This is a genomic window from Pigmentiphaga daeguensis (assembly GCF_039523035.1).
Lineage (GTDB): Bacteria > Pseudomonadota > Gammaproteobacteria > Burkholderiales > Burkholderiaceae_B > Pigmentiphaga > Pigmentiphaga daeguensis.
Genome location: NZ_BAAAEN010000038.1, coordinates 16144 through 36900, shown reverse-complemented (window position 1 = coordinate 36900; position 20757 = coordinate 16144). Strand labels below are relative to the sequence as shown.

At 66.2% G+C, this 20757-nt stretch carries 21 protein-coding genes and 1 tRNA gene; 10 read left to right on the top strand and 12 right to left on the bottom strand.

Translation table 11 applies throughout. The features are described from left to right. The 11 genes from ABD104_RS28240 to ABD104_RS28190 all read right to left on the bottom strand — a co-directional run. Positions 1 to 786 (bottom strand): DNA topoisomerase (locus ABD104_RS28240; RefSeq protein WP_343928686.1); only part of this gene is annotated, 786 nt, incomplete at its 3' end. A gap of 273 nt (positions 787 to 1059) precedes the next feature. Further along, on the bottom strand, positions 1060 to 1512 hold the full coding sequence (locus tag ABD104_RS28235; protein ID WP_343928685.1) for a single-stranded DNA-binding protein: 453 nt from the start codon (positions 1510 to 1512) through the stop codon (positions 1060 to 1062). 73 nt (positions 1513 to 1585) lie between these two features. Beyond that, positions 1586 to 2113 (bottom strand): DUF3158 family protein, encoded by a 528-nt coding sequence (locus ABD104_RS28230; RefSeq protein WP_343928684.1) that lies wholly within the window; start codon positions 2111 to 2113, stop codon positions 1586 to 1588. Then, positions 2110 to 2892 carry a PFL_4669 family integrating conjugative element protein gene (locus ABD104_RS28225; RefSeq protein ID WP_343928683.1) on the bottom strand — a complete coding sequence of 261 codons (783 nt, stop codon included), beginning with the start codon at positions 2890 to 2892 and terminating at the stop codon, positions 2110 to 2112. Before ABD104_RS28225 ends, ABD104_RS28230 begins: the two co-directional genes overlap by 4 nt. A 448-nt stretch (positions 2893 to 3340) precedes the next feature. Continuing rightward, complete coding sequence (locus tag ABD104_RS28220; RefSeq protein ID WP_343928682.1) at positions 3341 to 4603, bottom strand: STY4528 family pathogenicity island replication protein; 1263 nt, start codon at positions 4601 to 4603, stop codon at positions 3341 to 3343. 3 nt (positions 4604 to 4606) lie between these two features. After that, positions 4607 to 5167, bottom strand: coding sequence for a DUF2857 domain-containing protein (locus ABD104_RS28215; protein WP_021205172.1), 561 nt, complete (start codon positions 5165 to 5167; stop codon positions 4607 to 4609). A 15-nt stretch (positions 5168 to 5182) separates the two neighbouring features. Further along, positions 5183 to 6817 carry a ParB family protein gene (locus tag ABD104_RS28210; protein WP_343928681.1) on the bottom strand — a complete coding sequence of 545 codons (1635 nt, stop codon included), beginning with the start codon at positions 6815 to 6817 and terminating at the stop codon, positions 5183 to 5185. Further along, positions 6810 to 7058 carry a type II toxin-antitoxin system HicA family toxin gene (locus ABD104_RS28205; protein WP_343928680.1) on the bottom strand — a complete coding sequence of 83 codons (249 nt, stop codon included), beginning with the start codon at positions 7056 to 7058 and terminating at the stop codon, positions 6810 to 6812. The genes ABD104_RS28210 and ABD104_RS28205 overlap by 8 nt, the downstream gene beginning before the upstream one ends. Further along, the gene (locus ABD104_RS28200; protein WP_343928679.1) at positions 7042 to 7917 is read right to left on the bottom strand and encodes a ParA family protein; all 876 of its coding nucleotides are present in this window, start codon (positions 7915 to 7917) and stop codon (positions 7042 to 7044) included. The genes ABD104_RS28205 and ABD104_RS28200 overlap by 17 nt, the downstream gene beginning before the upstream one ends. Positions 7918 to 7959: 42 nt before the next feature. Then, positions 7960 to 8172, bottom strand: a complete 213-nt coding sequence (locus tag ABD104_RS28195) for an AlpA family transcriptional regulator (RefSeq protein WP_343928678.1) — start codon at positions 8170 to 8172, stop codon at positions 7960 to 7962. A 118-nt stretch (positions 8173 to 8290) separates the two neighbouring features. After that, entirely contained in the window at positions 8291 to 9046 is a 756-nt protein-coding gene (locus tag ABD104_RS28190) for a hypothetical protein (protein ID WP_343928677.1), read from the bottom strand. Between the two features lie 546 nt (positions 9047 to 9592). Here ABD104_RS28190 and ABD104_RS28185 point away from each other — a divergent pair. The 5 genes from ABD104_RS28185 (at position 9593) to ABD104_RS28165 (ending at position 15322) form a co-directional block, all read left to right on the top strand. Further along, positions 9593 to 9931 (top strand): hypothetical protein, encoded by a 339-nt coding sequence (locus ABD104_RS28185; protein ID WP_343928676.1) that lies wholly within the window; start codon positions 9593 to 9595, stop codon positions 9929 to 9931. Positions 9932 to 10049: 118 nt separating this feature from the next. Further along, positions 10050 to 11057 carry a ShlB/FhaC/HecB family hemolysin secretion/activation protein gene (locus ABD104_RS28180; RefSeq protein ID WP_343928675.1) on the top strand — a complete coding sequence of 336 codons (1008 nt, stop codon included), beginning with the start codon at positions 10050 to 10052 and terminating at the stop codon, positions 11055 to 11057. Between the two features lie 355 nt (positions 11058 to 11412). Continuing rightward, positions 11413 to 11727, top strand: a complete 315-nt coding sequence (locus tag ABD104_RS28175; RefSeq protein ID WP_343928674.1) for a ShlB/FhaC/HecB family hemolysin secretion/activation protein — start codon at positions 11413 to 11415, stop codon at positions 11725 to 11727. Between the two features lie 9 nt (positions 11728 to 11736). Beyond that, positions 11737 to 14085 carry a two-partner secretion domain-containing protein gene (locus ABD104_RS28170; protein WP_343928673.1) on the top strand — a complete coding sequence of 783 codons (2349 nt, stop codon included), beginning with the start codon at positions 11737 to 11739 and terminating at the stop codon, positions 14083 to 14085. A gap of 346 nt (positions 14086 to 14431) precedes the next feature. Then, on the top strand, positions 14432 to 15322 hold the full coding sequence (locus ABD104_RS28165) for a YDG domain-containing protein (protein ID WP_343928687.1): 891 nt from the start codon (positions 14432 to 14434) through the stop codon (positions 15320 to 15322). Positions 15323 to 15345: 23 nt separating this feature from the next. On the opposite strand, the gene pdxR is transcribed toward ABD104_RS28165, so the two are convergent. Continuing rightward, a complete protein-coding gene (pdxR, locus tag ABD104_RS28160; protein WP_087836936.1) occupies positions 15346 to 16779 on the bottom strand; it encodes a MocR-like pyridoxine biosynthesis transcription factor PdxR in 1434 nt (477 codons plus the stop codon). Between the two features lie 91 nt (positions 16780 to 16870). On the opposite strand from pdxR, the gene ABD104_RS28155 reads away from it, so the two are divergent. The 5 genes from ABD104_RS28155 to ABD104_RS28135 all read left to right on the top strand — a co-directional run bounded on the left by ABD104_RS28155 (position 16871) and on the right by ABD104_RS28135 (position 20754). Beyond that, complete coding sequence (locus ABD104_RS28155; protein ID WP_087836937.1) at positions 16871 to 17302, top strand: GNAT family N-acetyltransferase; 432 nt, start codon at positions 16871 to 16873, stop codon at positions 17300 to 17302. Between the two features lie 59 nt (positions 17303 to 17361). Further along, complete coding sequence (locus ABD104_RS28150; protein ID WP_087836938.1) at positions 17362 to 17793, top strand: carboxymuconolactone decarboxylase family protein; 432 nt, start codon at positions 17362 to 17364, stop codon at positions 17791 to 17793. An 18-nt stretch (positions 17794 to 17811) separates the two neighbouring features. After that, on the top strand, positions 17812 to 18408 hold the full coding sequence (locus ABD104_RS28145) for an FMN-dependent NADH-azoreductase (protein WP_087836939.1): 597 nt from the start codon (positions 17812 to 17814) through the stop codon (positions 18406 to 18408). Positions 18409 to 18516: 108 nt separating this feature from the next. Then, positions 18517 to 18592, top strand: a tRNA-Gly gene (locus ABD104_RS28140). Between the two features lie 227 nt (positions 18593 to 18819). Beyond that, positions 18820 to 20754, top strand: a complete 1935-nt coding sequence (locus tag ABD104_RS28135) for a tyrosine-type recombinase/integrase (RefSeq protein WP_003097548.1) — start codon at positions 18820 to 18822, stop codon at positions 20752 to 20754. The last annotated feature ends 3 nt before the right edge of the window (positions 20755 to 20757 follow it).

Sequence of the window (20757 nt, the reverse complement as noted above, 5' to 3'; positions counted from 1 at the left end):
CGCGGCGCGGATCTGCTGCGCGGCCTGCTGGGCGATGGGCTGCTGCAGGCAGCGACCGGCGTCGTCGGTGCAGCCATCGGGCGGAACCCACTGCGCGTTGAAAGCCTGTCCACCTGCGGACAGGGACACGTCGATGGCCCAGAACGGCACCGACTTGAAAGCCACGATCTCGCGGTCGCGGTCCACGACGAGTTTGAGGGTCGGCGTCTGCACGCGCCCGACCGACAGCACGCCGTCGTAGCCTGCCTGCCGGCCCAGCACGGTGAACAACCGGCTGAGGTTCATGCCCACGAGCCAGTCGGCGCGCGAGCGCGCCAGTGCCGAGTAGTACATCGGCAGCGTGTCGGAAGACGGCCGCAGCTTGCCGAGCGCGGTGCGGATCGACGCATCGTTGAGCGCCGACAGCCATAACCGCTCGATGGGGCCGCGGTAGCCGCACAGATCGATGATTTCGCGGGCGATCAGTTCGCCCTCGCGGTCGGCATCGGTGGCGATGACCAGGTGGGTCGCCTTCGCCACAAGCGCCTTGACGACCTTGAATTGCGTAGCGGTCTTCGGTTTGACCTCGACCTGCCACTGCTGGGGAATGATGGGCAACTGCTCCAGCGACCAGCGCTTGAGCGCCGCGTCATAGACCTCGGGGGATGCCGCTTCCACGAGATGTCCGATGCACCAAGTGACCATGACGCCGGAGCCGCTGAGACAGCCTTCACCGCGCTGCGTCGCGCCGAGAATCCGGCCAATGTCTTTGCCCTGGGAGGGCTTCTCGCACAAGAACAGCCGCATGTCCGTCCATCCGATTTCCGTGGTTCATTGAGTTGCTGGAATCGAGGATGCCGAGCACCACCAGGGGCAGCAGCAAACAAGCCGCATGCGGTGGCGACCACTTTCACGGGATGGGATGGCGGGGACGGGAGTGGCGTGCGGCCGGGGGTGTGCGGTTCGGGAGCCGCGGTTTTCGGGCGCGCGTGGAAGCCGGTGGACGTTGATGGAGCTATCCCCTGGGGATAGCTCGCGAGGGCATGGGGCGACGAACGACTGCCGCCGCCCCATGCCGGGTCACTTCCTGCGCTTCGGCTCCTTCGGCGCGGTCGGTTCCTGGGTGGCCGGAAGTTTCGGCTGTGCGTCCTGCGCGGTCTCCTGCTGCCTGGGGCTGAGGGTCACGGACTCGATGCGGAACGGCAGGATGCCGACGCTGCGCGCGTTGATCTGCCAGGTCTCGCGAGGCTGATCCTCGTTGTCCGTCCAAGGTTCGCGCTCCATCCGGCCGACGACCAGCACGCGCATGCCCTTCTGGTAGAGGTCCTTCCAGTGCGCGGCGTCGCGGTGCCAGATTTCCACCGGCGCCCAGAAGCCGCCGCGATCCTCGAAGTCGCCGCCCTTGGTGGGGACGGGGTTGTCGAAATACACGTTCAGCCGCAGCAAGCGCCGCGGCTCGTCGTTGCCGTTGGGGAACTCCCGGTACTCGGGGGGCGAACCGATGTTGCCCTCGCCAGAAAAATGCGTGCTCATGTTGCAGTCTCCGTGGTGGTTGAAATACCCGCACCTGGTCGGCGGCGGGCGCGTGCTGGGATGCCTGGCGCGATCACCGATCACGCATGGCGGGTGGCGTGGACTTGAGCCGGCGCAGGTAGGCGTCTTCCGCCTCGGCGGCCTTGCTGGCGCACTCCTGGGCCTGCCTGCCCAAGGTGTGCAACAGGCTGATCTGCATGTTCAGCGTGATGCGCTGAAGCTCGATCGCGTGCAGGTCGGCCAGCAGGTTGACCGGCGTGCTGGTGCTCGCCATCAGCTCCTGCCACAGGGCGACGCCCATGGCTGACCTGTCGTGCTTGCGCCAGCGCAGAAACGCCGTGCCTGCGCCAGTGGTCTGCTGGGCCAACTCGATGGGCAGCAGGTGGAAGGGATGCCCGACCGCCTGTGGCAGCACCTGTCGCTGCGCCAAGCCAATCAACTCGTCGCGCATGGCGAAGCACTGGCTGGCCCAGGCCTCCAAGTCCCCTTTACCTTTAAAAGGCTTTAAAAGGCCTTTTTGAGAGCCTGCGTGTTCCAGCCGCATGAAGGCGGTCTGTTGCAACGGGCGGAAGTAGCGGGTTTCGCGGTTCGGGTCGCTCATGCCTGCGCGTCCTCGCCCGCGGTGGCCTCGGGTGTCTCGGTGGTGGTGGCCTCGTCGCTGGGCGATGCGGCTGGGGCAGGACCGTCACCGCGCTGCTGCAGGCCACGGCGCACGATCGGCGGCGCGAACTTCGAGCGGCGCGTGCCTTCCAGCACGTCCTGCGGCAGTTCGCCGTATTTCTCCAGCGCTGCCCGCGCTGCGGCATTCTTCGCGGCGAAGTCGTCGCGGGTGCAGCCCGAGTAGCGGTACTGCTGGGCCAGCGAGAACAGGCTGCGCAGTGCATGTGCGCCTTCGTTGAGCCAGCGTTCGAGCGTCGAGCGATCGATCAGCGCGGTGTGGTGAGCGAGGATCAGCTTGCGGGCGATGTCGTCGTAATCGGCCAGCAGATACACGGCAGCAAAGCCCAACTGCGCATTGACGAACAGCGGCAGCTTGACGGGCTGCACGTTGAGGTTTTCTCCCAGGGTCAGTGCCGGCGGCACGCTCGCCAGGGCCTGGTCCACCTGCTCGCGCAGCGATTGCAGCGTGGTCTTCGTCTGGTCGAGCTTGTCCTCGATGCGCAGCATCCAGAAGTCGCTGTACGGGTCGTCCTGCTCCGAGCCGCGCCGCATCTTGTTCATCTGGGCGATGTAGCCGTTCAGGCCGACGATGCCCGGTCGCCCCTCGGCGGCGGCGCGGCCGTGCCAGATGCGCGAGGCGTGGTGCGTGTGCAGCGTCAGCGACATGGCGCTGCGCAAGGAGCCGAGATTCAGTTGCAGGGGTTCGTTGGTGGTTGCCATGGTGTTCGCTCGTTGTTGGAAAAGAGCGGACAGCTTCGGCAGGTGGCGGAAGGCAGTCAGTCAACAAACCGAAACCCGCCAGTCCCCGGTTCACGGCGCGGCGGGTGCATGCGGTGCGAGCTATCCCCAGGGGATAGCTCTATGGAGCGCCAAGGAACGCTGAACACCTGGATCAGCGTGGACAAGGCCGATTCCGCGGCAGGCGATCGAGGCCTGGCGTGCAGCGGCTCGACGTCGTAGCTGTCAGTGGAACTATCCCCAGGGGATAGTTCCATGGAGCGCCAATGAACGCTGCGCGCCCGGATCAAGCGCGGACAGGGCCGATCCCGCCGCAGGCGATCGGGGCCTGGCGTGCTGCGGTTCGACGTGTAGCCGTCAGTGGAACTATCCCCTGGGGATAGCTCTACTGGAAGCCACTGGCATCCACTTCACCGCCTTGCAGGCCCACTCACTTGCTGGCGAGCAGGTTGCGCAGCCGCTCGATGTGCTGCCTGGCGACTTCTGGCGGCACCGGCTTTCCCTGCGGCTGGGATGGTGGCGGTGTGGGTGGTGGCCGCTCATTCGGCGGAGCGTGTGCCGATGGCGCGTCTTTCTTGGCCCAGGCGTTGAACTCGCCATGGATGGCCCGCTGGATGATGCCAAACAGATACCCCGCAGGATTGCGGATGCCGTGGCTGCTGCATCGTGCGGCCCATTCGTCCAGCACGGCCTGCCTGAGCGCGGCATCGACCTGCTGCAATGCCACCCGCGCACCTGTCTGCTGCTCTGCCTTCAGTTCCGCGAAGCGTTTGGGCCATTGCAGGTCGCCCAGCGCGCGCGCCTGCGCCTGTGCCTGCGCGGTAGTACGTACTTCATTAATACGACTACTACGTACTGTACGGGCCTGCTTCGGATTCCGAAGAGAGGTGTCTGGCGCGGGTTTCGACCCTGCTTCGGAATCCGAAGTGGGGTCGTCAGGATTCCGAAGAAGGCTCGTCGCCCCTTCTTCGGATTCGTGAGTGACATCATCTTGTGGATAACTTTCGTGCGCCCCGACGCCCTGGCTGGCGAGACGTTCTGCCAGGACTTGCAACCGCGACGGTAGGGTGCGCCCAGCCAGCATCGGGTCTTCTCCGATTTCCTTGAGGGTGTGCAGGCCCACGATCTGCACGGCTTTGGCCGAGTGGCCGAGCGCCTGGCTGACGAGCTGCAGGTAGTCCGGGTCGAGCTGCATCGCTTCAAAGGGGGTCAGCGGCTCGTCGTGCAGGACATAGAGGTTGCCGAGGATGCGGCCGGTCTTGGCGTCGCGCCGTCGCCGCACCAGGCTCAGCCATCGGGTCAGCCGCAGCAGCGTCAGGGCTCGCGCCACGGTTTCGTGCGAGGCCTGCCCGGCGCAGGGCATCGACGCCAGCCAGGGCCGCAACTGCTCATAGGTGGGGAATGCGGTCACGCCGTCGTCGTTGAGCATCAGCCGGAACACCTGCCAGGCGTTGCGCTCCAGCGGCGTCAGGCGGCGGTCGAGGAACAGCCGCCGCGGTACGGTCTCATGCCGGTTGCCGCTGAATAGGAACGCATCGCCGGACGCGGTCGGTGTCGCAGGTGACGGCGCAGGTATTGGCATGCGCGTGGGCGTGAGCGGGCTGGGCCTGGGCGCAAGGTCTTTCAGCGCCGCGTCGAACAGGTCAGCGAGTGCGACGGGGCCATGACGTGGTGCGGTGTCGTCCACGGCCATGGCTCAACCCAATCCCTGATCGACCCACGACTTGATCGCGGCCCAGACCACCGACAGCGGCAAATCCATGCCTTCGGCGAGGTCCATGGCGGCGTCGAGAATCGAAGTCTCGTCCTCCAAGTCCACATTCCTGCTGCTGGTGATGGCTTTCCAGCGCCGCCACAGTTCGACGTCCTGCTTCTCGTCCAGGACAGGGTGACGCCCCTTGCGCTTGGGCAGGCCCAGCACCTCACGGCGCAGGGCGACTTCCTGATGGGTCAGGCCATAGAAGCGGCTGACCATCTCCGTGCTGGCGCCCAGGCGCAACATGCGATCGACGGTCGCGATTTCCTTCTCCACGTCCTGCGCCTGCGAGAGCAGACGCCGGAGCACCTCGCGGTTCACGGACACGGAACACCACGAGACATTGGCGTTGGCCAGCACGCTCACCATGGCGGGATGCTTGAGCGCATCCAGTTCGGCCTCGCTGAAGCCCATCGCCTTGCAGCGGCGCAGTTGGCCGTTGCGCAGGTCGTAGAGCGCCTGGGCGATGACGGCCTGATTGAGCGGGTGCGGGGCGGACATGCGGGTCTCCTTCCTTCATGCCCCAGGGCCTGCGGCACCGGACTCCAGGTCCAGCAGGCGCCGGGCCAGGCGCAGCAATCGGAACAGCTTGACCAGCGCGGTGTCGCTCAAGCGGCGGGTCGCATCGCCTTGGCCGTGCAGCAGCGCCGGCAGCTCGGCGGCAAGCTGCCCGCCGTCCAGATCGGCATCGGTGAAGCTCTGACCTGCCAGGCTCGCCAGCAATGCCAGCACGGCGCGGCCCTGCGGTGATGGGGACTGCGCGCTGGCATGGCATGCGAAGCCAACACCGTCCGCGCGTTCCTCGATGCACTGATCGAGGCCTGCCTCGCCCGCGATCTCGCGTGCGAACTGCGCGATGTGGATGCGCAGGCGGTCTGGGGTGTCCAGGCCCGCGTCGATGTGCCAGACGTCGGAAATCGGGTAGAGACCGCCCGCCTGGACGGGAATGGACTGCAAGACGTTGGCCGAGAAATCGGGCAGCGCATCCCCCAGCTCGTCGGCGACCATCCGCTGAATGGATTGCAGCCGCTCCGTCGTCGGTGCCGGCGAAACGATGTGTCCCTGCAGCAGATCACCAGGAGCAGCCACGGGGCTTCCTGCGGGCGAGCCGTCCGTCCCCGAGCCGCCCTCGCGCTCGCGCGACCCAGGCGTGGCCGCCGGCGTCGGGGTCGATGGGGTTGGTGCGGTGGGCGGGCGTGCCAAGGCGCCAGGCTCAGGCAGCGCGGGCGGTGCCGATGGCGGGGTCGGATCGCTGACCAGGGCGCGATGGCGGCTTTCGGATTCGGTGAGGTCGAGCGCCAGTACGTCGTAGTCGATGCCGAGCAGTTCGGACATCTGGCCGATCAGCTCGTCCTGCACACGCTGGGGGGCGAACTCGTCGGCCTGCGTGTCGAACTGCGACAGCACTTCCTGAAAGAAGTCGTCGAAGTCCTGTACCAGCGTGCGTCCTTTGGCGTAGCGCTCCCAGGCGAGCATGCAGGCTTTGCGCATGACCGACAGGCGTTCGACTTGGTGGCGGCCGAGGCCGCCGTAGAGCACGGTCGGGATCGCCGGCAGCAGGTAGCGCACCGCGTCGTTCATGCGGCTGATGTGCGACTGCTGGACCGGGAAGCCGTCGGCAGCGAGGCGGCGGGCCAGCTCGGACTGGCTCGGGGCGGCGCCGCTTTCCTGTTCGTAGAACTCGCGCGCCTTCTCGACGCCGAGGGCGCGCTCGATGAACGTCAGGCCCCCGCGCAATTCGTTCTCGGCCAGGTGGCCGGTCAGCATCACGACTTCGCCGCGGCTGGGCCACGGGCGGAACAGACACGATATGCGGAAGAACCGCTCGTCCTTGGTCTCCGACCACAGTTCGCGCAGGATCGCCAGGCGCGTGTTGCCGCCGTTGCGGATGATGTAGTGGTCCTCGCCCGGGCGCCGGGTGATGGCCGGCGCCGCGTCCAGGCCGCGTTCGCGGATGGACGCCTTGATGTCCTCGTAGGCTGGGTTGCGCTTCTTCCTGGGGTCGTGGTCGTAGGGGCGCAACTGGTCCAGGGTCACGACCATGGGCGTGTCGGCAATCGGGTCGCTCAAGGCCGAGGTGGACGGGCCGCTGCGCTCGAACCCCGCCGCGAGCAGCTTGCCGGCCATCTGCTGGGAGGTCATCTCAGCCATGGTGGCCTCCTTGCGCAGCGAACCGGGCCTCGCGCTCGGCGCGGCGGATCTGCGCCCGGGCATTGAGCGCTGCCCGGTGATCGCTGGCCGTCGAACTGGTGTAGATCGCGGCGCAGCCTGCCTTGGTGAATTTGAGGTGCCCGCCCGGTGTGCGCTTGACGTGCCAGCCCTCGCCGACGGCGAACTCGATCAGGGCGCGCAGCCGCTTGTGGCCTCGGGCCAGTTCATGTGCGTTCGCCATGGGGCCTCCCGGTATCAAGAGGGAATGGCGGGCGGCCGGACACCGTGGCAAATCGGTGCTGCCATTGCGGGAGCAGTTCGCCAGCGAGGCCGCGCATGGTGTCGAGCGCGGCGGGGGCGACTCTGCCCGGTGGCTGGCGGTACTCGACTCGATGCACCGGCAGGCCGCGCGTTGCGGCGCGGGGATACGCCTCGATGGCCGGCACGTCGGTGGCCAGCACGCGGATGCCGGTGTGGTCCTGAAACAGGTCGCGCAGGGCCTGCTGTATCAGCCGGGCGTTTGCCGACACCGGGTGGACGCGGTTGATGAGCAGGTGCAGCGGTGGTGGCTCGATGCCGAGGTGCCGGTACGGCGCGATGTCTTCCAGTAACTGCATGGTGCCGCGCCGCAGTTCGCGCGCCGCGAGGATTTCCGGGGTCACGGGCGACAGCGCGAGATCGGAGGCGAGCACCGCCATCTCCAGCGTCACCGATCGTGCGCCCTGGGTGTCGATCAGCACCAGGTCGTAGAGGGGAGCCAGTGCCGGCAGCAGGTGCCGTAGCCGTAGGCGCCCATCCGGCGCGTGCAGCAGCAAGGTGTTCAACTCGCCCCGATGGTCGTTGGACAGCACCAGGTCCAGGCCCGTGACGATCGTGCGGGACACGAGCTGGCCAAGGTCGCGCTCGTTGAAGGCCAGCAGCTCATAGATGCCGCCAGGCGCGCGGTGGTCCAGCTCGTAGTACGAGGACAAGGTGGGCTGCACGTCGAGATCGAGCAGCAGTACGCGCAGCCCTGCGTCGGCGGCGAGCCCGCCCAGGTTGGCGGCCGTGGTCGTTTTACCGACGCCCCCCTTGGTCGAGACAATGGATACGACCTGCATGGCGTTCTCCGTGTGAGGATGGAAAGTCCGTGGGAGAACGGGTCAGGCCCGGCTGTTGACGCGCTCAGCGATCCACGCATCGATCTCGATGGAATCCCAGCCGACGGCGCGCACGCCCAGGCGCAGCGCCCTGGGGAACTTGCCGGCGCGCATCAGGTTGTAGAGGTGGGCGCGCTTGAAGCCGGACTTCGCTTCGACTTCTTCCAGGCGCAGGATGCGGCGCTCGTTGGGCGGCAGAACAGGTGTTTGCGACATGGCGGTCACTCCTGAACGCTCAGTGGCGTTTGTTGGCGTGACCTCTATTCAATAGACACGGCTGCGGAATGACATTGCAAATGCAATCTCCGCGACTGCACATACAAGCTGGAAAGCCTCAGAGGGTTGCGCTATGCAGCCGGCGCCTAGCCGTCGCGAACTTGCCGTTCAATGTCCGCTCGGCGATTCCCATGACGCCGCTGTGATGGGCGACCAATGCGCTGACAACGGCCTCCTGCGTCTTGAAGCTGGAGTAAGACTTGCCCGATGGTGATTGGCCGAGCATCAGCTCCAGCATGCCTCCGATGATGTTCAGGTAGGTGGCCTCGGCCCGATCGCTGATCGGACACTGTGCGCAGGCGGGAATCACTGCGGACTGCTTGAGCAGCGCTTCGTGCTTTTCCTGCAGGTCGCGGATTCGGCGCTTTGACTGGTCCAGCGCGGACTTCATGGCGAGCCGCTCAACGAGCATGGCTTGCCCGATTTCCAGCGTGATGAAGGGATGGGCGATGCGCTCAATGCGGGAGAAGAGGAAACCGGGCCGTTGTTCGGGGTAATGCTGGTGCATCCAGCGCTTCAGATCGACGTGACGAACCGTCAGATGAGGGGAGTCGATCAGTGTGGTATCGCGTGTCGTGATACCGTCCCGCCCGAAGGGCAGTTCCCCATTGAGGATGCCATCATAGATGCGTTCCGTGTACAGCCGCAGTTCGCCCCAGCGTGGGCAGTCCAGCGACTGCGGCAGATTCCTTGGCGACGAAGCCGAAGCCAGGATCACCTGTTCGTATCGCAGCAGTCCGGCCCAGCGGATGGACGCTTCGATCGGGTGATAGAACACCTTTGATGTTTGTGCATCATTCTTGTTCTCGTGCATGCTCGGTCTCCTTCCAGGAGAAGAACTACACCGGCGGCTCCCTTGCCGCCTACCTCATGGTCGGTCTATTGCCTGTGCAGGAAGCGGGGCCCGAGGCTCGCTTCGTCATGGGGCTTGAGTACTTCTCACCAACTCGCGCTACTGGTAGCCGTCGTGTGCTCGATGTGCAAAAATTCCATCGATCGCTAGAAGGTCGAGCAAACGGAAGCAGGCTCGACAGCGACGCTCACGCTATCAGCGTCGTAAGAAGTAGCGGCTTCCGCAACACCGCCTGGGTATGACCTGATATGCCAGCGGTTTCACGACATGCGAGAGGGATGGCAATTGCCGTCCAGCGTCCGACCGGACGCGGCGAATCCGCGCCTGTGGTGCTTGTTTCTGCATCCTGATATACCGATAAAGAATCGCGCCGACGCACCGCGGCCGGCGTATGCGCTCTGCCAGCGTCACGCGCGAGCAATGCGTTCCGCTCCGGGGCGGCTGTGCGCAGGGACCAGAGGCGTGGCTAGCTAGGCGTTGCGGTGGGGGGGGAGCGGAGAACGGTGCGTGGGCGACGAGTTCGAGTCGGCCGCGAGCGACGATGTGGCAAGCGCTGTTCTGATGTGCCGGGTAGTGGTGCTTGGACGTCAGTGGCGATCTCTGGATGCTATTTGTTGTCGAGGACGAAAAATAAGGCTACAATTGAGGTCTTCGCTGGCCACCTCGGCGAAGAAAGTGTTCGGGAAACAACGACTTACGCGCCTAGTGCATGTCTCGTTTCCCGCTCCAGATTTTGATTTGCAGGCTCGTCGACGCCTGCAAATCGTTGAAAAGGGGCTTTTCGCCCCTTTTTTCATTCCCAGCCACACTGCGGAAATCCCTTCATGCTGCTTTGAAGGAGTTTGAGATCATCTGCAAATAAGGGTTACCATCATCCGATGGCTATAACCCCCTGGGACACAAATCCGTTGTTTCCGAGCCCGGAGGTGGTCACGCGTGGACCTCACGGAGCTTCCCGGAAGCAATGCACATCATCCCTCGCCATCTCATCATTGCCGCCGCGCTGCCGCTGGCGGCCTGCCTTGCCGCCGTCATGCCGGCCGCGTCCGTCCAAGCCCAGCAGGCGCCCGATGCGGGCCGGACCTTGCAAGAGCTGCGGCCACGCCTGCCGCAGCCGGGCACTCCTCCCGCATTCAGACTCGATGCGCCCGTGGTCCAGCCCACCGCGCCTGGCGGACCGCAGGTTGCCGTCAGCTCCATCATCATCGATGGCAATTCCGTAATCCCGTCCGCGCAACTCCAGGCGCTGGTGGCCGATGCGCCGGGCCGCCGCTACGATCTGGCCGGCCTGAAGGCCCTGGCGGATCGCATCACCGATCATTACCGTCGTGCCGGCTATCCGTTCGCCCGCGCCCTCGTTCCGGCCCAGGAGCTGGAGGGCGGCGTCTTGCGCATCCAGGTGCTGGAAGGGCGTTATGGCCGGGTCGCGGCCTCGGGTGAACTGGCCGGCCAGGCCCAGCCGTGGCTGTCGGCCTTGCGGCCCGGCCAGGTCATCGGCGGCCGCGAACTCGAGCGCAGCATCTACCTGCTGTCCGACCTGCCCGGCGTCGCGGTCGATCCGGTCATGGGGCCGGGCTCGGCCGTGGGCGAAGGCGATCTCGACGTCGGCGTGGCCATGGCCCGGAAATGGGGCGGCCAGGCCAGTGTCGACAACTACGGCAACCGCTACACCGGCGCCGGGCGCGCCGGCCTGGGCCTGTGGGGCAACAGCCTGTTCACCTTCGGCGACCGCGCCACCCTGGACGCCTTGCTCACCACCGAAACCATGTGGCTGGGTGCGCTTGGCTATGAGGCCCCGCTGGGCACCAGCGGCTTGCGGGCAGAAGCGCGTTTCGCCCACACCCGCTACGAGCTGGGCAAGGAGTTCTCGTCGCTCAATGCCACCGGGAGAGCCGACATCGCCGCGGTGGGGCTGTCATATCCGCTGTGGCGGGCGGCCTGGGGCGGGGTGACCGCCGGACTGCTCTATTAGCACAAGACCCTCAGGGACGACATCGAGGCCGCCGACAGCCGTACCAAGGCCTCCAGCGACAGCTTGCCGTTCAGCCTGCGCTTCGACGCGCGCGACAGCCTGCTGGCCGGCCTGGGCGGGCTGACCTATGGGCAGTTGAGCTGGACGCCGGGCAAGCTGCACCTGGGGCCGACCCTGATGGCGGTGGACCAGGCAACGGCGCGCAGCAACGGCCATTTCCACAAGTTGAACCTGGACGTGGCGCGGCTGCAGCAATTGCCGGCGAACCTCAACCTGTACGCGCGTTTCATGGCGCAGTGGGCGAACAAGAACCTGCATTCGTCAGAAAGCTTCGGGCTGGGGGGGGCAGGGCGGGGTGCGGGCGTATCCGCTCGGCGAAGGCTACGGCGATTCGGGCTGGCTGCTGCAGACCGAGCTGCGCTATCCGATCGGCAACGTCACGCCCTACGGTTTCTTCGACATAGGCCGGGTCAAGGTCAACCAGGATCCTTGGGCGCCGGGCGAGAACACCCGGACGTTGTCGGGCGCGGGCTTCGGCTTGCGGGCGACCGTGCAGAAGGCGTGGACGGTGGACGTGAGCCTGGCCTGGCGCACGCACGGGGGCAAGCCGCGATCCGATACGCGTGACGCGCGGCCGCTGGCATGGGCCAGCCTGGTTTATCGCTTTTGAGAGAGACCTATGAAACGCGCAAGCCTGAACCATACGTATCGCCTGGCATGGAGCGAGGCCAGGGGTGTCTGGGTGGCGGTACCGGAGATCCAGAAGTCGCACGGCAAGCGCGGCGGGCAGCGGTTGCGGCGGCTGGCCGAGGCAAGCCTGATGGCGGGATTCCTCGGGGGCGGCTTGCTGGCAGGGGCCGCGCCGTCGTGGGCGGCGGGCCCGCTACCCACGGGCGGGCAGGTCACCTCGGGGGCCGGCGTCATCCACCAAAGCGGCCCGGACATGACCATCACCCAGTCCAGCGCCAGGCTGGGGATGGACTGGACGAGCTTCTCCATCGGCAGCGGCAATTCGGTCCGGTTCGTGCAGCCGGACGCGAGCTCGGTGGCCGTCAACCGGGTCACGGGCAGCGACGTCAGTTCGATCCAGGGGGCGCTCAAGGCCAATGGGCAGGTCTTCCTGTCCAACCCCAATGGCATCGTGTTCAGCCCCACCGCCCAGGTGGACGTGGGCGGGTTGATCGCCACCACGCACGCCATCGCCGAGCAGGACGGCAAATACGTCCTGCAAGGCCGCAGCGGCGCCGGCGTCGTCAACGAGGGCACGATCCGCGCCGCTGACGGCGGCACGGTGGCGCTGGTGGCGGCGCGCGTGGCCAACCGGGGCCGCATCGAGGCCGGCAAGGGCAACGTGCTGCTGGGCGCGGGAGACAAGGTCACGCTGGACCTGGGCGGGCCGGTCAAGATCAAGGTGGACGAAGGGGCGATCGACGCGCTGATCGAGCAGGGAGGCGCGATCCGCGCGGACGGCGGGCGGGTGTACATGACGGCGGCCTCGGCCGGCGCGCTGACGTCCACGGTCATCAACCACACGGGCGTGACCGAAGCGCGCACCCTGTCCACGGGGGAAGACGGCCGGATCGTGCTGCTGGGCGGCATGGAAAAGGATCGCATCGAGGTGGCCGGCACGCTCGACGCCAGCGCATCGGCCGGGGGCGATGGCGGCTTCATCGAAACCAGCGCGGCGCGGGTGGGTATCGCCGACGATGCCCGCATCACGACCAAGGCGGCCAGCGGCCGGAACGGCACCTGGCTGATCGATCCGGTGGATTTCACCATCGCCGCCAGCGGCGGCGACATGACGGGAGTCGCGCTGGGCACCCAACTGGGCAACGGCAATGTCACGATCGAATCCAGTACCGGAGCCGCTGCCGGCACCGGCAACCTCAACGTCAACGACACGGTCGCGTGGAGCGCCAATACCCTGACGCTGACCGCTGCCAATAGCATCAACATCAACGCGACGATGACCGCCGGCGGCACCGCCGGTCTGGCGCTGAATCCGGCTACCGCCAATGGTTCCGATACGGCCGTCGCCGCGGGCACGGTGAACGTCATGCCGGGCCTCGGCCGGGTGGATTTCACCGGCACCGGCAACAGCCTGAGCATCAAGGGCACGCCCTACACCATCGTCGCCAGCCTGTCCCAGTTGCAGGGCATCGGCGGCGGCCTGGACGGCCACTACGCGCTGGGCCGCGACATCGACGCCAGCGCCACGGCGGGCTGGAACCCGGACGGCAGCGGCGGTTTCTCCGGCTTCTCTCCTATTGGAACCAATGACGGCAGCCTCGGTTTCAGTGGCGTTTTCGATGGGCTGGGCCACACGATCGACGGACTGACCATCAATCGTCCCGCTACCGACAACGTGGGTTTGTTCGGCTACATCATCAGGGACAGCATCGTCCGCAACGTGGGCCTGAGGGGCGGCTCGACGTATGGTCGCAACAATACGGGCGCCCTGGTGGGGTACTCCAGTGGCGGCCTGGTATCCCATGCCTATTCCACCGGCAACGTACGCGGCGTGGGTGACAGGCGGGGTCACCGGCGGCCTGAGCGGAGACACCAACTACCTGACCGTCATCGGCGGTTATTGGGACATGGACACCACCGGCCAGGCGCAGGGTTGCGGCGGAGCCGGTTGCTCCGGCTCCTCGGTCGGTACCGGACCCGTCGGCCTGCGCACGGCGGATGCCTTCAGCCAGGCCAGCTACGGGACCTTCCGCTTCGGCAACGACTGGTACATGGCGGAGGGCTCGACCCGTCCCTTCCTGATGTTCGAATACGCCACCACCATCGGCAACGCCCACCAGTTGCAGTTGGTGGACCTGGATTTGTCGGCCCGTTACACGCTGGCCGGCGACATCGATATGTCCGTGGCCGACGGCTCGCGCGCATCGGGCATGTGGAGCAGCCAGGGGTTCAATCCGATCGGCGCCCATGGCGGCGAAGGCCCCGCCGCGGCCTTCACCGGCACTTTCGACGGGCGGGGCCACGTCATCAGCGGCCTGCGGATCGATCGGACGGCTGACTACGTCGGCCTGTTCGGCCATCTGGGCAGCGGCAGCGCCGTGCGCAACCTGGGCCTGGCCGATGCCATCGTGGCGGGCGGCCGCCATACCGGCGCCTTGGCAGGCGTCAATCAGGGCGCCATCGCCAACGTCTATGCGACCGGGGCGGTGGCGGGCGGCGACGATACGGGCGGGCTGGTCGGCCATAACTTGAACGGCACGATCGCCAACGCCTATACGGCAAGCACCGTGACGGGCGGCGACAACACCGGCGGCCTGGTGGGCCGCAACTCGAACGGAGCGATCGCCGAGACCTATGCGACGGGCCAGGTAACGGGCACCGGCGCCCGCGGCGGTTTGGTGGGCATGAACGACGGCACGATCGTCCGCAGCTTCTACGCCACCACCGATGCCGGCGGCAACCCGATCAACAACGGACCGGGAGGGGGCAATCCCGAGGGCGCGACAGGCAAGCGGCTGGACGAACTTCGGCAGCTCTCCACGTTCACCGAGGCCGGCTGGAATATTTCCGACCGGTGCGGCGAGGACACGGCCTGGCGCATTTACGAGGGCAGCACCACGCCTTTGCTGCGAGCCTTCCTGACGTCGATCACGGTTGCCGTGGCCGATGGCGGCAGCAAGGTCTACGATGGCAATACATCGGCCAGCTGGTCCTATACCCAGTCGATCGACTCGGCGGTCCTGGATGGCACGGCGGTCTATGCGCTGGACGGCAAGAACGCGGGCAACCGCACGTTGGGCGTGTCCGGCCTGTATTCCGGCCAGCAGGGCTATGACATAAGTTTCGTGGGGGGCGATTACACGATAACGCCCAAGGCGCTGGCCGTTGCGGGCATGGCGGCCGACGACAAGACCTACGACGGCACCACCACGGCCACGTGGACGGGCGCAACCTTGTCGGGGGTGGTGGCGGGCGACGACGTGGCGCTGGACGGGCGTGGAGTGACGGCCTCGTTCGCCGATGCCGAGCCGGGCGCCGGCAAGCCGGTGACGCTGCAGGGCAGCTTCGGACTGGGCGGCGCGGATGCCTCGAATTACACGCTGATTCAGCCAACGCCACGGCTGTCGGCCGATATCCGGCCCGCCTCGCCGCGGCCGACCGAGCTGGATCCGAAAGCCGCCGCGGCGATCACCAGCGCGCAGAGGTCGTGGCCGGACGTGCAAGCCAACGTCGAGCAGGGTAGGGAGTTCGGAGAGGTGGTGACGATAAGAGGCAGCGGCATCCGGTTGCCGTAGGACGCGGGCAACCCTTGGTGGCCCTAGGTGCGGCCCGGGTTCTCGAGTATCGCCGCCAGCCGCCCGACCGCCGCCGCGGCCTCCCCGGCCGTGGCGAAATTGGCGAACCCCATCAACAAGCCCCCTTGCGGGGACTTGCGCATCCGCCAATCGTTCAGCGCCTGGACGGCAAGCCCCTCGTCCTGGGCGGCCATGGCCAGCTTCCTGTCGCTTTGCCGGGGGAGCAGACGAGCCAGTATATGGATGCCGCCCGCCTGCTGCTGGACGTGCAGGCGGCCTCCCGCCAGCTCCGCCAGCGCATCGGCCAGATAGCCGCGCCTGGCCGCGTACAGGGGGCGCATCTTGCGCAGGTGCCGGGCGAAGTGGCCCTGTTCCATGAAATCGGCCACCATGGCCTGGGGCAGGACCGAACCCGGGTCGGGCAGGTGGTCCACCATGTCCCTGAACTTGTCTGCCTGGGACGCGGGCACGACCAGATAGGCCAGCCGCAGTCCGGGGAACAGCACTTTGCTGAAGGTGCCGGTATAAAGCACCCGCCCGTTGCGGTCCAGGCTCTTGAGCGCCGGCAGGGGCCGGCCGTGGTAGCGGAATTCGCTGTCGTAGTCGTCCTCGATGATCCACGCGCGACGGCGATGGGCCCATTCGAGCAGTTCCAGCCGGCGGGGCAGCGAAAGCGCCACGCCGGTCGGGCTTTGGTGGGTGGGCGTCACTACCGCGAACCGCGCATCGGCGGCGCGTTGCAGGCCGATGCGCACGTCCAGTCCTTCTTCGTCGACGGGCACCGGCGCCAGCCGCATGCCCGCGCGTTCCAGGAATTGCCGGGCGAAGATATATCCGGGGTCCTCGTACCAGCCCAGGTCTCCCGCCTGCAGCAGGGTGCGACGCACCAGTTCCAGCGCGCCCCGGTAGCCCGCCGTCACGAATACCTGCTCGGGCGCACAGGCGATGCCGCGCGAAATGCCCAGATAAGTGGCAATGGCGCGGCGTAGCGGGTCGTAGCCTGCCGGGTCGGGATGGGTCATCGCCACGGTTTCCAGGGTGCGCACGGTGCGCCCGGCCAGGCGCGTCCAGGTCTTGCGGGGAAACGCATCCAGCGCAGGCACGCCGAGCTGGAACGGCAGCATGCGATGGTCCAGGGCGCGCGGACGGGGGGAGGGAGCGTGTGACGGCGCCGACGCCTTGGCCCGGCCCGGATCGACCAGGTTTCCCAGCCGCGGGGAGACGACCGTGCCGGCGGCGCCGCGCGCCACGAAATAGCCTTCGCCGACCAGCATCTGGTAGGCCACTTCGACCGTGCCGCGCGCCAGGCCCAGCTCGCTGGCGAGGCTGCGCACCGACGGTACCCGGTCCCCTGGTTGCAGCCTGCCGCTTGCTATCGCCTCCTGGTAGCGCCGGTACAACTGGAGGTAGATCGGCGCACCCTGTTCCCGGCTCGGCTTGAGGTGCAGCAGGTCCATGTTCGATGTCCCACTCATTTATTCAATTCTTGCACCTATTCCATAGGACATGATTCTCCTAAATTGGTGGCTGTACGACAAGGACATCCCCATGAGCACGTTTCGATTGAGCCTCCTGGAAAGCGACCAGGACTACCAGGCCGGTTTTCCCGTCATGCGCGAACTGCGTCCGCACCTGGCCGATGCCGCCGCCTTCGCCGCGCAGGCGCGGCGCCAGGGCGAGCAGGGATATCGCCTGCTAGCCGCGTGGCAGGGCGGCGAGGTCAAGGGGCTGGCGGGCTATCGCATGCAGGAGAACCTGATCTATGGCCGTTTCCTCTATGTCGACGACCTGGTGGTGACGGCGGATGCCCGGCGCCACGGCGTGGGAGGCCAATTGATCGAGGCCGTGCGCGACGAAGCGCGGCGACAGGCGTGCGCGCATTTCGTGCTCGACACGGGGCTGGGCAACGCGCTGGGGCAGCGGTTCTATTTCCGCCATGGGCTCCTGTCCAAGGGCATGCACTTCTGCCAGCCGCTATAGGTCGCGCCAGGGCGGACGCCGCGCCGTCCTTCTTCCTTTTTCCCTATTGGAGATCTTCCATGAGCACTCTTCGCCTGTCCTATTGGACGCTTTCTCCCGAAGCCTACCAGGGGCTGATTGCCACCAAGAAGGCGCTGGAGAAAAGCAGCCTCGGCAAACCGTTGATCGACCTGGTCTGGCTGCGCATGTCCCAGATCAACGGCTGCGCCTTCTGCCTGGAAATGCACGCGAAAGCACTGCGCGCCGGCGGCATGCCCGAGGCCAGGCTGGATGCCCTGGCCGGCTGGCGCGTGAGCGGCCATTTCACCGAGCGCGAACGCGCGGTGCTGGCCTGGACGGAGTCGCTCACGCACGTGGACCGGACACATGCCCCGGACGAAGACTACGAGCCGCTCAAGCAGCACTTCAGCGACGCCGAGATCGCCGACCTTTGCTTTGCCATCGCCCTGATGAGCGCATTCAACCGGTTGGCGATCGGCATGCGGCAATAGAGGGCGGCAGGGCGGACCATGAAAAAAATACTGCATGTCGATTGCAGCCCGAGATCCGCGTCGCACAGCCGCCGGCTCTCGGCCGCCATCGTCGCTCGCATGCGCGCCAAGCATCCCGATGCGATCGTGGTGCGCCGCGATCTGGGCATGGAGCCACTGCCGCACGCCGAGCCCGGCTACGCGACCGCGCTGTCGTCCCCCGGGGCCATGGCGGCGGGGCTGGCGAATGGCGCGATGCGCCTGTCGGAGCAACTGATCCAGGAAGTGGAGGCGGCCGACATCCTGGTCATCGGCACGCCGATGAACAACTTCACGGTGCCATCGGTGCTCAAGGCGTGGATCGACCAGATCCTGCGCATCGGCCGTACGTTTTCGTCCTCGCGCACGGGAAAGGCGGGCCTGTTGCGAGACCGGCCCGTATTCATCGGCATTGCCTCCGGGGGCGTGTTCACGGGCGAGGGCGCCAACCAGCCGGATTTTCTTACTCCCTACCTGCGGGCCGCGCTCGGTTGCATAGGCTTGACCTCTCTGCATTTCCTGCCGCTGCAGGCGACGGCATTCCTTGACGACGAACGGCTCGCGGCAGCCAGGGAGACGCTGCTGGCGGCGATCTGAAGGGGGGGGGGGCGCCGACGCCGTGTGACAACGAAGAAAAAAATAGTGTATAGTCTCGCTTCTTCGCTATGCGCGCCGGTTTTTGGGCGGCGCGAACGCGGCGAAAATGCGGGAATAGCTCAGTTGGTAGAGCGCAACCTTGCCAAGGTTGAGGTCGCGAGTTCGAGACTCGTTTCCCGCTCCAATTTATGATCTACAGACTTCCACTGACGTCTGTAAGTCATTGAAAAGAGGAGCTTCGGCTCCTTTTTTCATTCCAGCGAAAGCCACGGAAGTCCACTGACAGCCACCATTTTTGAGGCCAAAAACAAGGCCAAAGAATGCGGGTCGTGCCGGTTCCGGGTTGTTGCTGGGGTTGGATCGGGATGACAAGCAGCATCGGGCCTAAGTCCAAGACTTAGGAGCTTGATGATGACACTCTCTGATCTGACCGTGCGGCAAGCCAAGGCCGCCGAGAAAACCTACAGCATCCCCGACACCGATGGCCTCGGCCTGGTGGTCGCCCGCACCGGCGGCAAGTCGTGGCATTTGCGCTATTACTGGCTCGGCAAGCAAAAGCGCATCTCCCTGGGGAACTACCCCGAGATCGGTTTGCGCGAAGCGCGCACCTTGCGCGACGAAGCCCGGGCGCTTCTGGCAAAGGGCGTCAACCCCCATACCGATCGGAAACAGAAGCGACACGCGGTCAAGCTTGCGGCCGACTACACCTTCAAGGCCGTCTTCGATGCGTGGGTCGAGCATCGCCGCAAGGAAATCAAGGAGGGCAGGAACAGCACGCTGTCGCAAATCCTGCGGATCTTCAACAAGGACGTGCTGCCTAGCCTCAAGCAGATGTCGATCTACGACATTCGCCGGCCCCAACTCCTGGGCGTCCTGGCGAGGATCGAGGAGCGCAAGGCGTTCACCACTGCCGAGAAGGTCCGCACCTGGCTGGGGCAGTTGTTCCGCTATGCCCTCGTCATCGTGGAGGGGCTGGAAGCCAATCCGGCCTCCGACCTGGACGTGGTGGCCGAGCCCAAGCCCCCGGTGAACCACAACCCCTACCTGCATCTTCCGGAGCTTCCCGAGTTCCTGCACAAGCTCAGGCTCTACAACCCTCGTGGTTGGCAGACCCAACTCGGCATCCGGCTGCTGTTCCTGACCGGCGTGCGTACCGGCGAGCTGCGGCTGGCGACCCCGGACCAGTTCGATCTCGACCGTGGCCTGTGGATCATCCCGCCGCAGATCGTCAAGCAACTCCAAGACGAGATGCGCAAGGCCGGCAAGCGCCCGCAGGACGTTCCGCCCTACATCGTGCCGTTGTCCGTGCAGGCCATCGAGATCGTGCGCTACCTGTTGGGTGTGATGAGGCCGGCCCAGGTCCATCTGCTCACGCACCGCAGCGAACTCAAGAAGCGCATCAGCGAGAACACCCTCAACGCGGCCTTGAAACGAATGGGCTACGAGGATCAACTGACCGGTCACGGCATCCGCGGAACCATCTCGACGGCGCTCAACGAGATCGGCTATCCCAAGATTTGGGTGGACGCGCAGCTTTCGCACTCGGACCCGAACAAGGTGAGTTCGGCCTACAACCACGCCAAGTATGTTGAGCCGCGCCGCCGGATGATGCAGGACTGGGCGGATCGTCTCGATCTGCTCGAACAGGGCCAAGTGGAAGCGGCCAGCGCGCACCTCACGATCCATATCGAGGGCGTGCCGGCCATGGCAGAGGAGGACAAGCCCAACACCATCGTCGCTGCTGCTTCTGCGGCATCCGTTCCGCCTGTGGTGGCCGAACCCATCGTCGTGACGCCAAACGACGGGGGAATCACATTCCAGCGACTGTCGCAGGTACCACCGCCCCCGACGCATGCGCCAGAGCCGGAGGTGTCTGTCATCCAGCGCGAGCGCGAGGAAATGCTGGTCATCTACGAATCGCCGAGCAGTCTGCCGGTCCCGCTGTTCGGCAAGTTGGCCGGGAAGTCCAAGGACCAGATCAACCGCGAGCTGAAGGCGGGCAAGCTGCTGTCCATCAGCTTGGGCAACCGCGGGCAACGCGTGCCCGACTGGCAGCTGGTACCCCTCAAGCACAAGCTGGCACAGGTGCTCATGAACCAGTGCCCGCATGCGGATCCGTGGGACCTGTACCGGATGCTGACCCGCCCACATCCGGACCTGGGTGATCGCGCAGCCATCGACATCGTGACACCAGGAAATTTGGGCATGGTCGTGCGGGTCATCGCGGGCACCCAGCAGCAGCCAAACAGGCCCGGACCTGACTCGTCTGTGCAAGGTATTCCAGAGGAGACTCGCCAGCGCATTCAACGGTTGCTAAATGATGCGGCAATGCTCGAAAGTGCCTGACGC

Bases quoted from the DNA above. Each gene is read 5' to 3' on its own strand.
- ABD104_RS28165 (WP_343928687.1), top strand. From the start codon at position 14,432: ATGAACGACGGCACGATCGTCCGCAGCTTCTACGCCACCACCGATGCC.
- ABD104_RS28230 (WP_343928684.1), bottom strand. From the start codon at position 2,113: ATGAGCGACCCGAACCGCGAAACCCGCTACTTCCGCCCGTTGCAACAG.
- ABD104_RS28235 (WP_343928685.1), bottom strand. From the start codon at position 1,512: ATGAGCACGCATTTTTCTGGCGAGGGCAACATCGGTTCGCCCCCCGAG.
- ABD104_RS28210 (WP_343928681.1), bottom strand. From the start codon at position 6,817: ATGGCTGAGATGACCTCCCAGCAGATGGCCGGCAAGCTGCTCGCGGCG.
- ABD104_RS28190 (WP_343928677.1), bottom strand. From the start codon at position 9,046: ATGCACGAGAACAAGAATGATGCACAAACATCAAAGGTGTTCTATCAC.
- ABD104_RS28155 (WP_087836937.1), top strand. From the start codon at position 16,871: ATGAGCACGTTTCGATTGAGCCTCCTGGAAAGCGACCAGGACTACCAG.
- ABD104_RS28200 (WP_343928679.1), bottom strand. From the start codon at position 7,917: ATGCAGGTCGTATCCATTGTCTCGACCAAGGGGGGCGTCGGTAAAACG.
- ABD104_RS28135 (WP_003097548.1), top strand. From the start codon at position 18,820: ATGACACTCTCTGATCTGACCGTGCGGCAAGCCAAGGCCGCCGAGAAA.
- ABD104_RS28150 (WP_087836938.1), top strand. From the start codon at position 17,362: ATGAGCACTCTTCGCCTGTCCTATTGGACGCTTTCTCCCGAAGCCTAC.
- ABD104_RS28170 (WP_343928673.1), top strand. From the start codon at position 11,737: ATGAAACGCGCAAGCCTGAACCATACGTATCGCCTGGCATGGAGCGAG.
- pdxR (WP_087836936.1), bottom strand. From the start codon at position 16,779: ATGGACCTGCTGCACCTCAAGCCGAGCCGGGAACAGGGTGCGCCGATC.
- ABD104_RS28145 (WP_087836939.1), top strand. From the start codon at position 17,812: ATGAAAAAAATACTGCATGTCGATTGCAGCCCGAGATCCGCGTCGCAC.
- ABD104_RS28220 (WP_343928682.1), bottom strand. From the start codon at position 4,603: ATGGCCGTGGACGACACCGCACCACGTCATGGCCCCGTCGCACTCGCT.
- ABD104_RS28195 (WP_343928678.1), bottom strand. From the start codon at position 8,172: ATGTCGCAAACACCTGTTCTGCCGCCCAACGAGCGCCGCATCCTGCGC.
- ABD104_RS28205 (WP_343928680.1), bottom strand. From the start codon at position 7,058: ATGGCGAACGCACATGAACTGGCCCGAGGCCACAAGCGGCTGCGCGCC.
- ABD104_RS28215 (WP_021205172.1), bottom strand. From the start codon at position 5,167: ATGTCCGCCCCGCACCCGCTCAATCAGGCCGTCATCGCCCAGGCGCTC.
- ABD104_RS28180 (WP_343928675.1), top strand. From the start codon at position 10,050: ATGCACATCATCCCTCGCCATCTCATCATTGCCGCCGCGCTGCCGCTG.
- ABD104_RS28225 (WP_343928683.1), bottom strand. From the start codon at position 2,892: ATGGCAACCACCAACGAACCCCTGCAACTGAATCTCGGCTCCTTGCGC.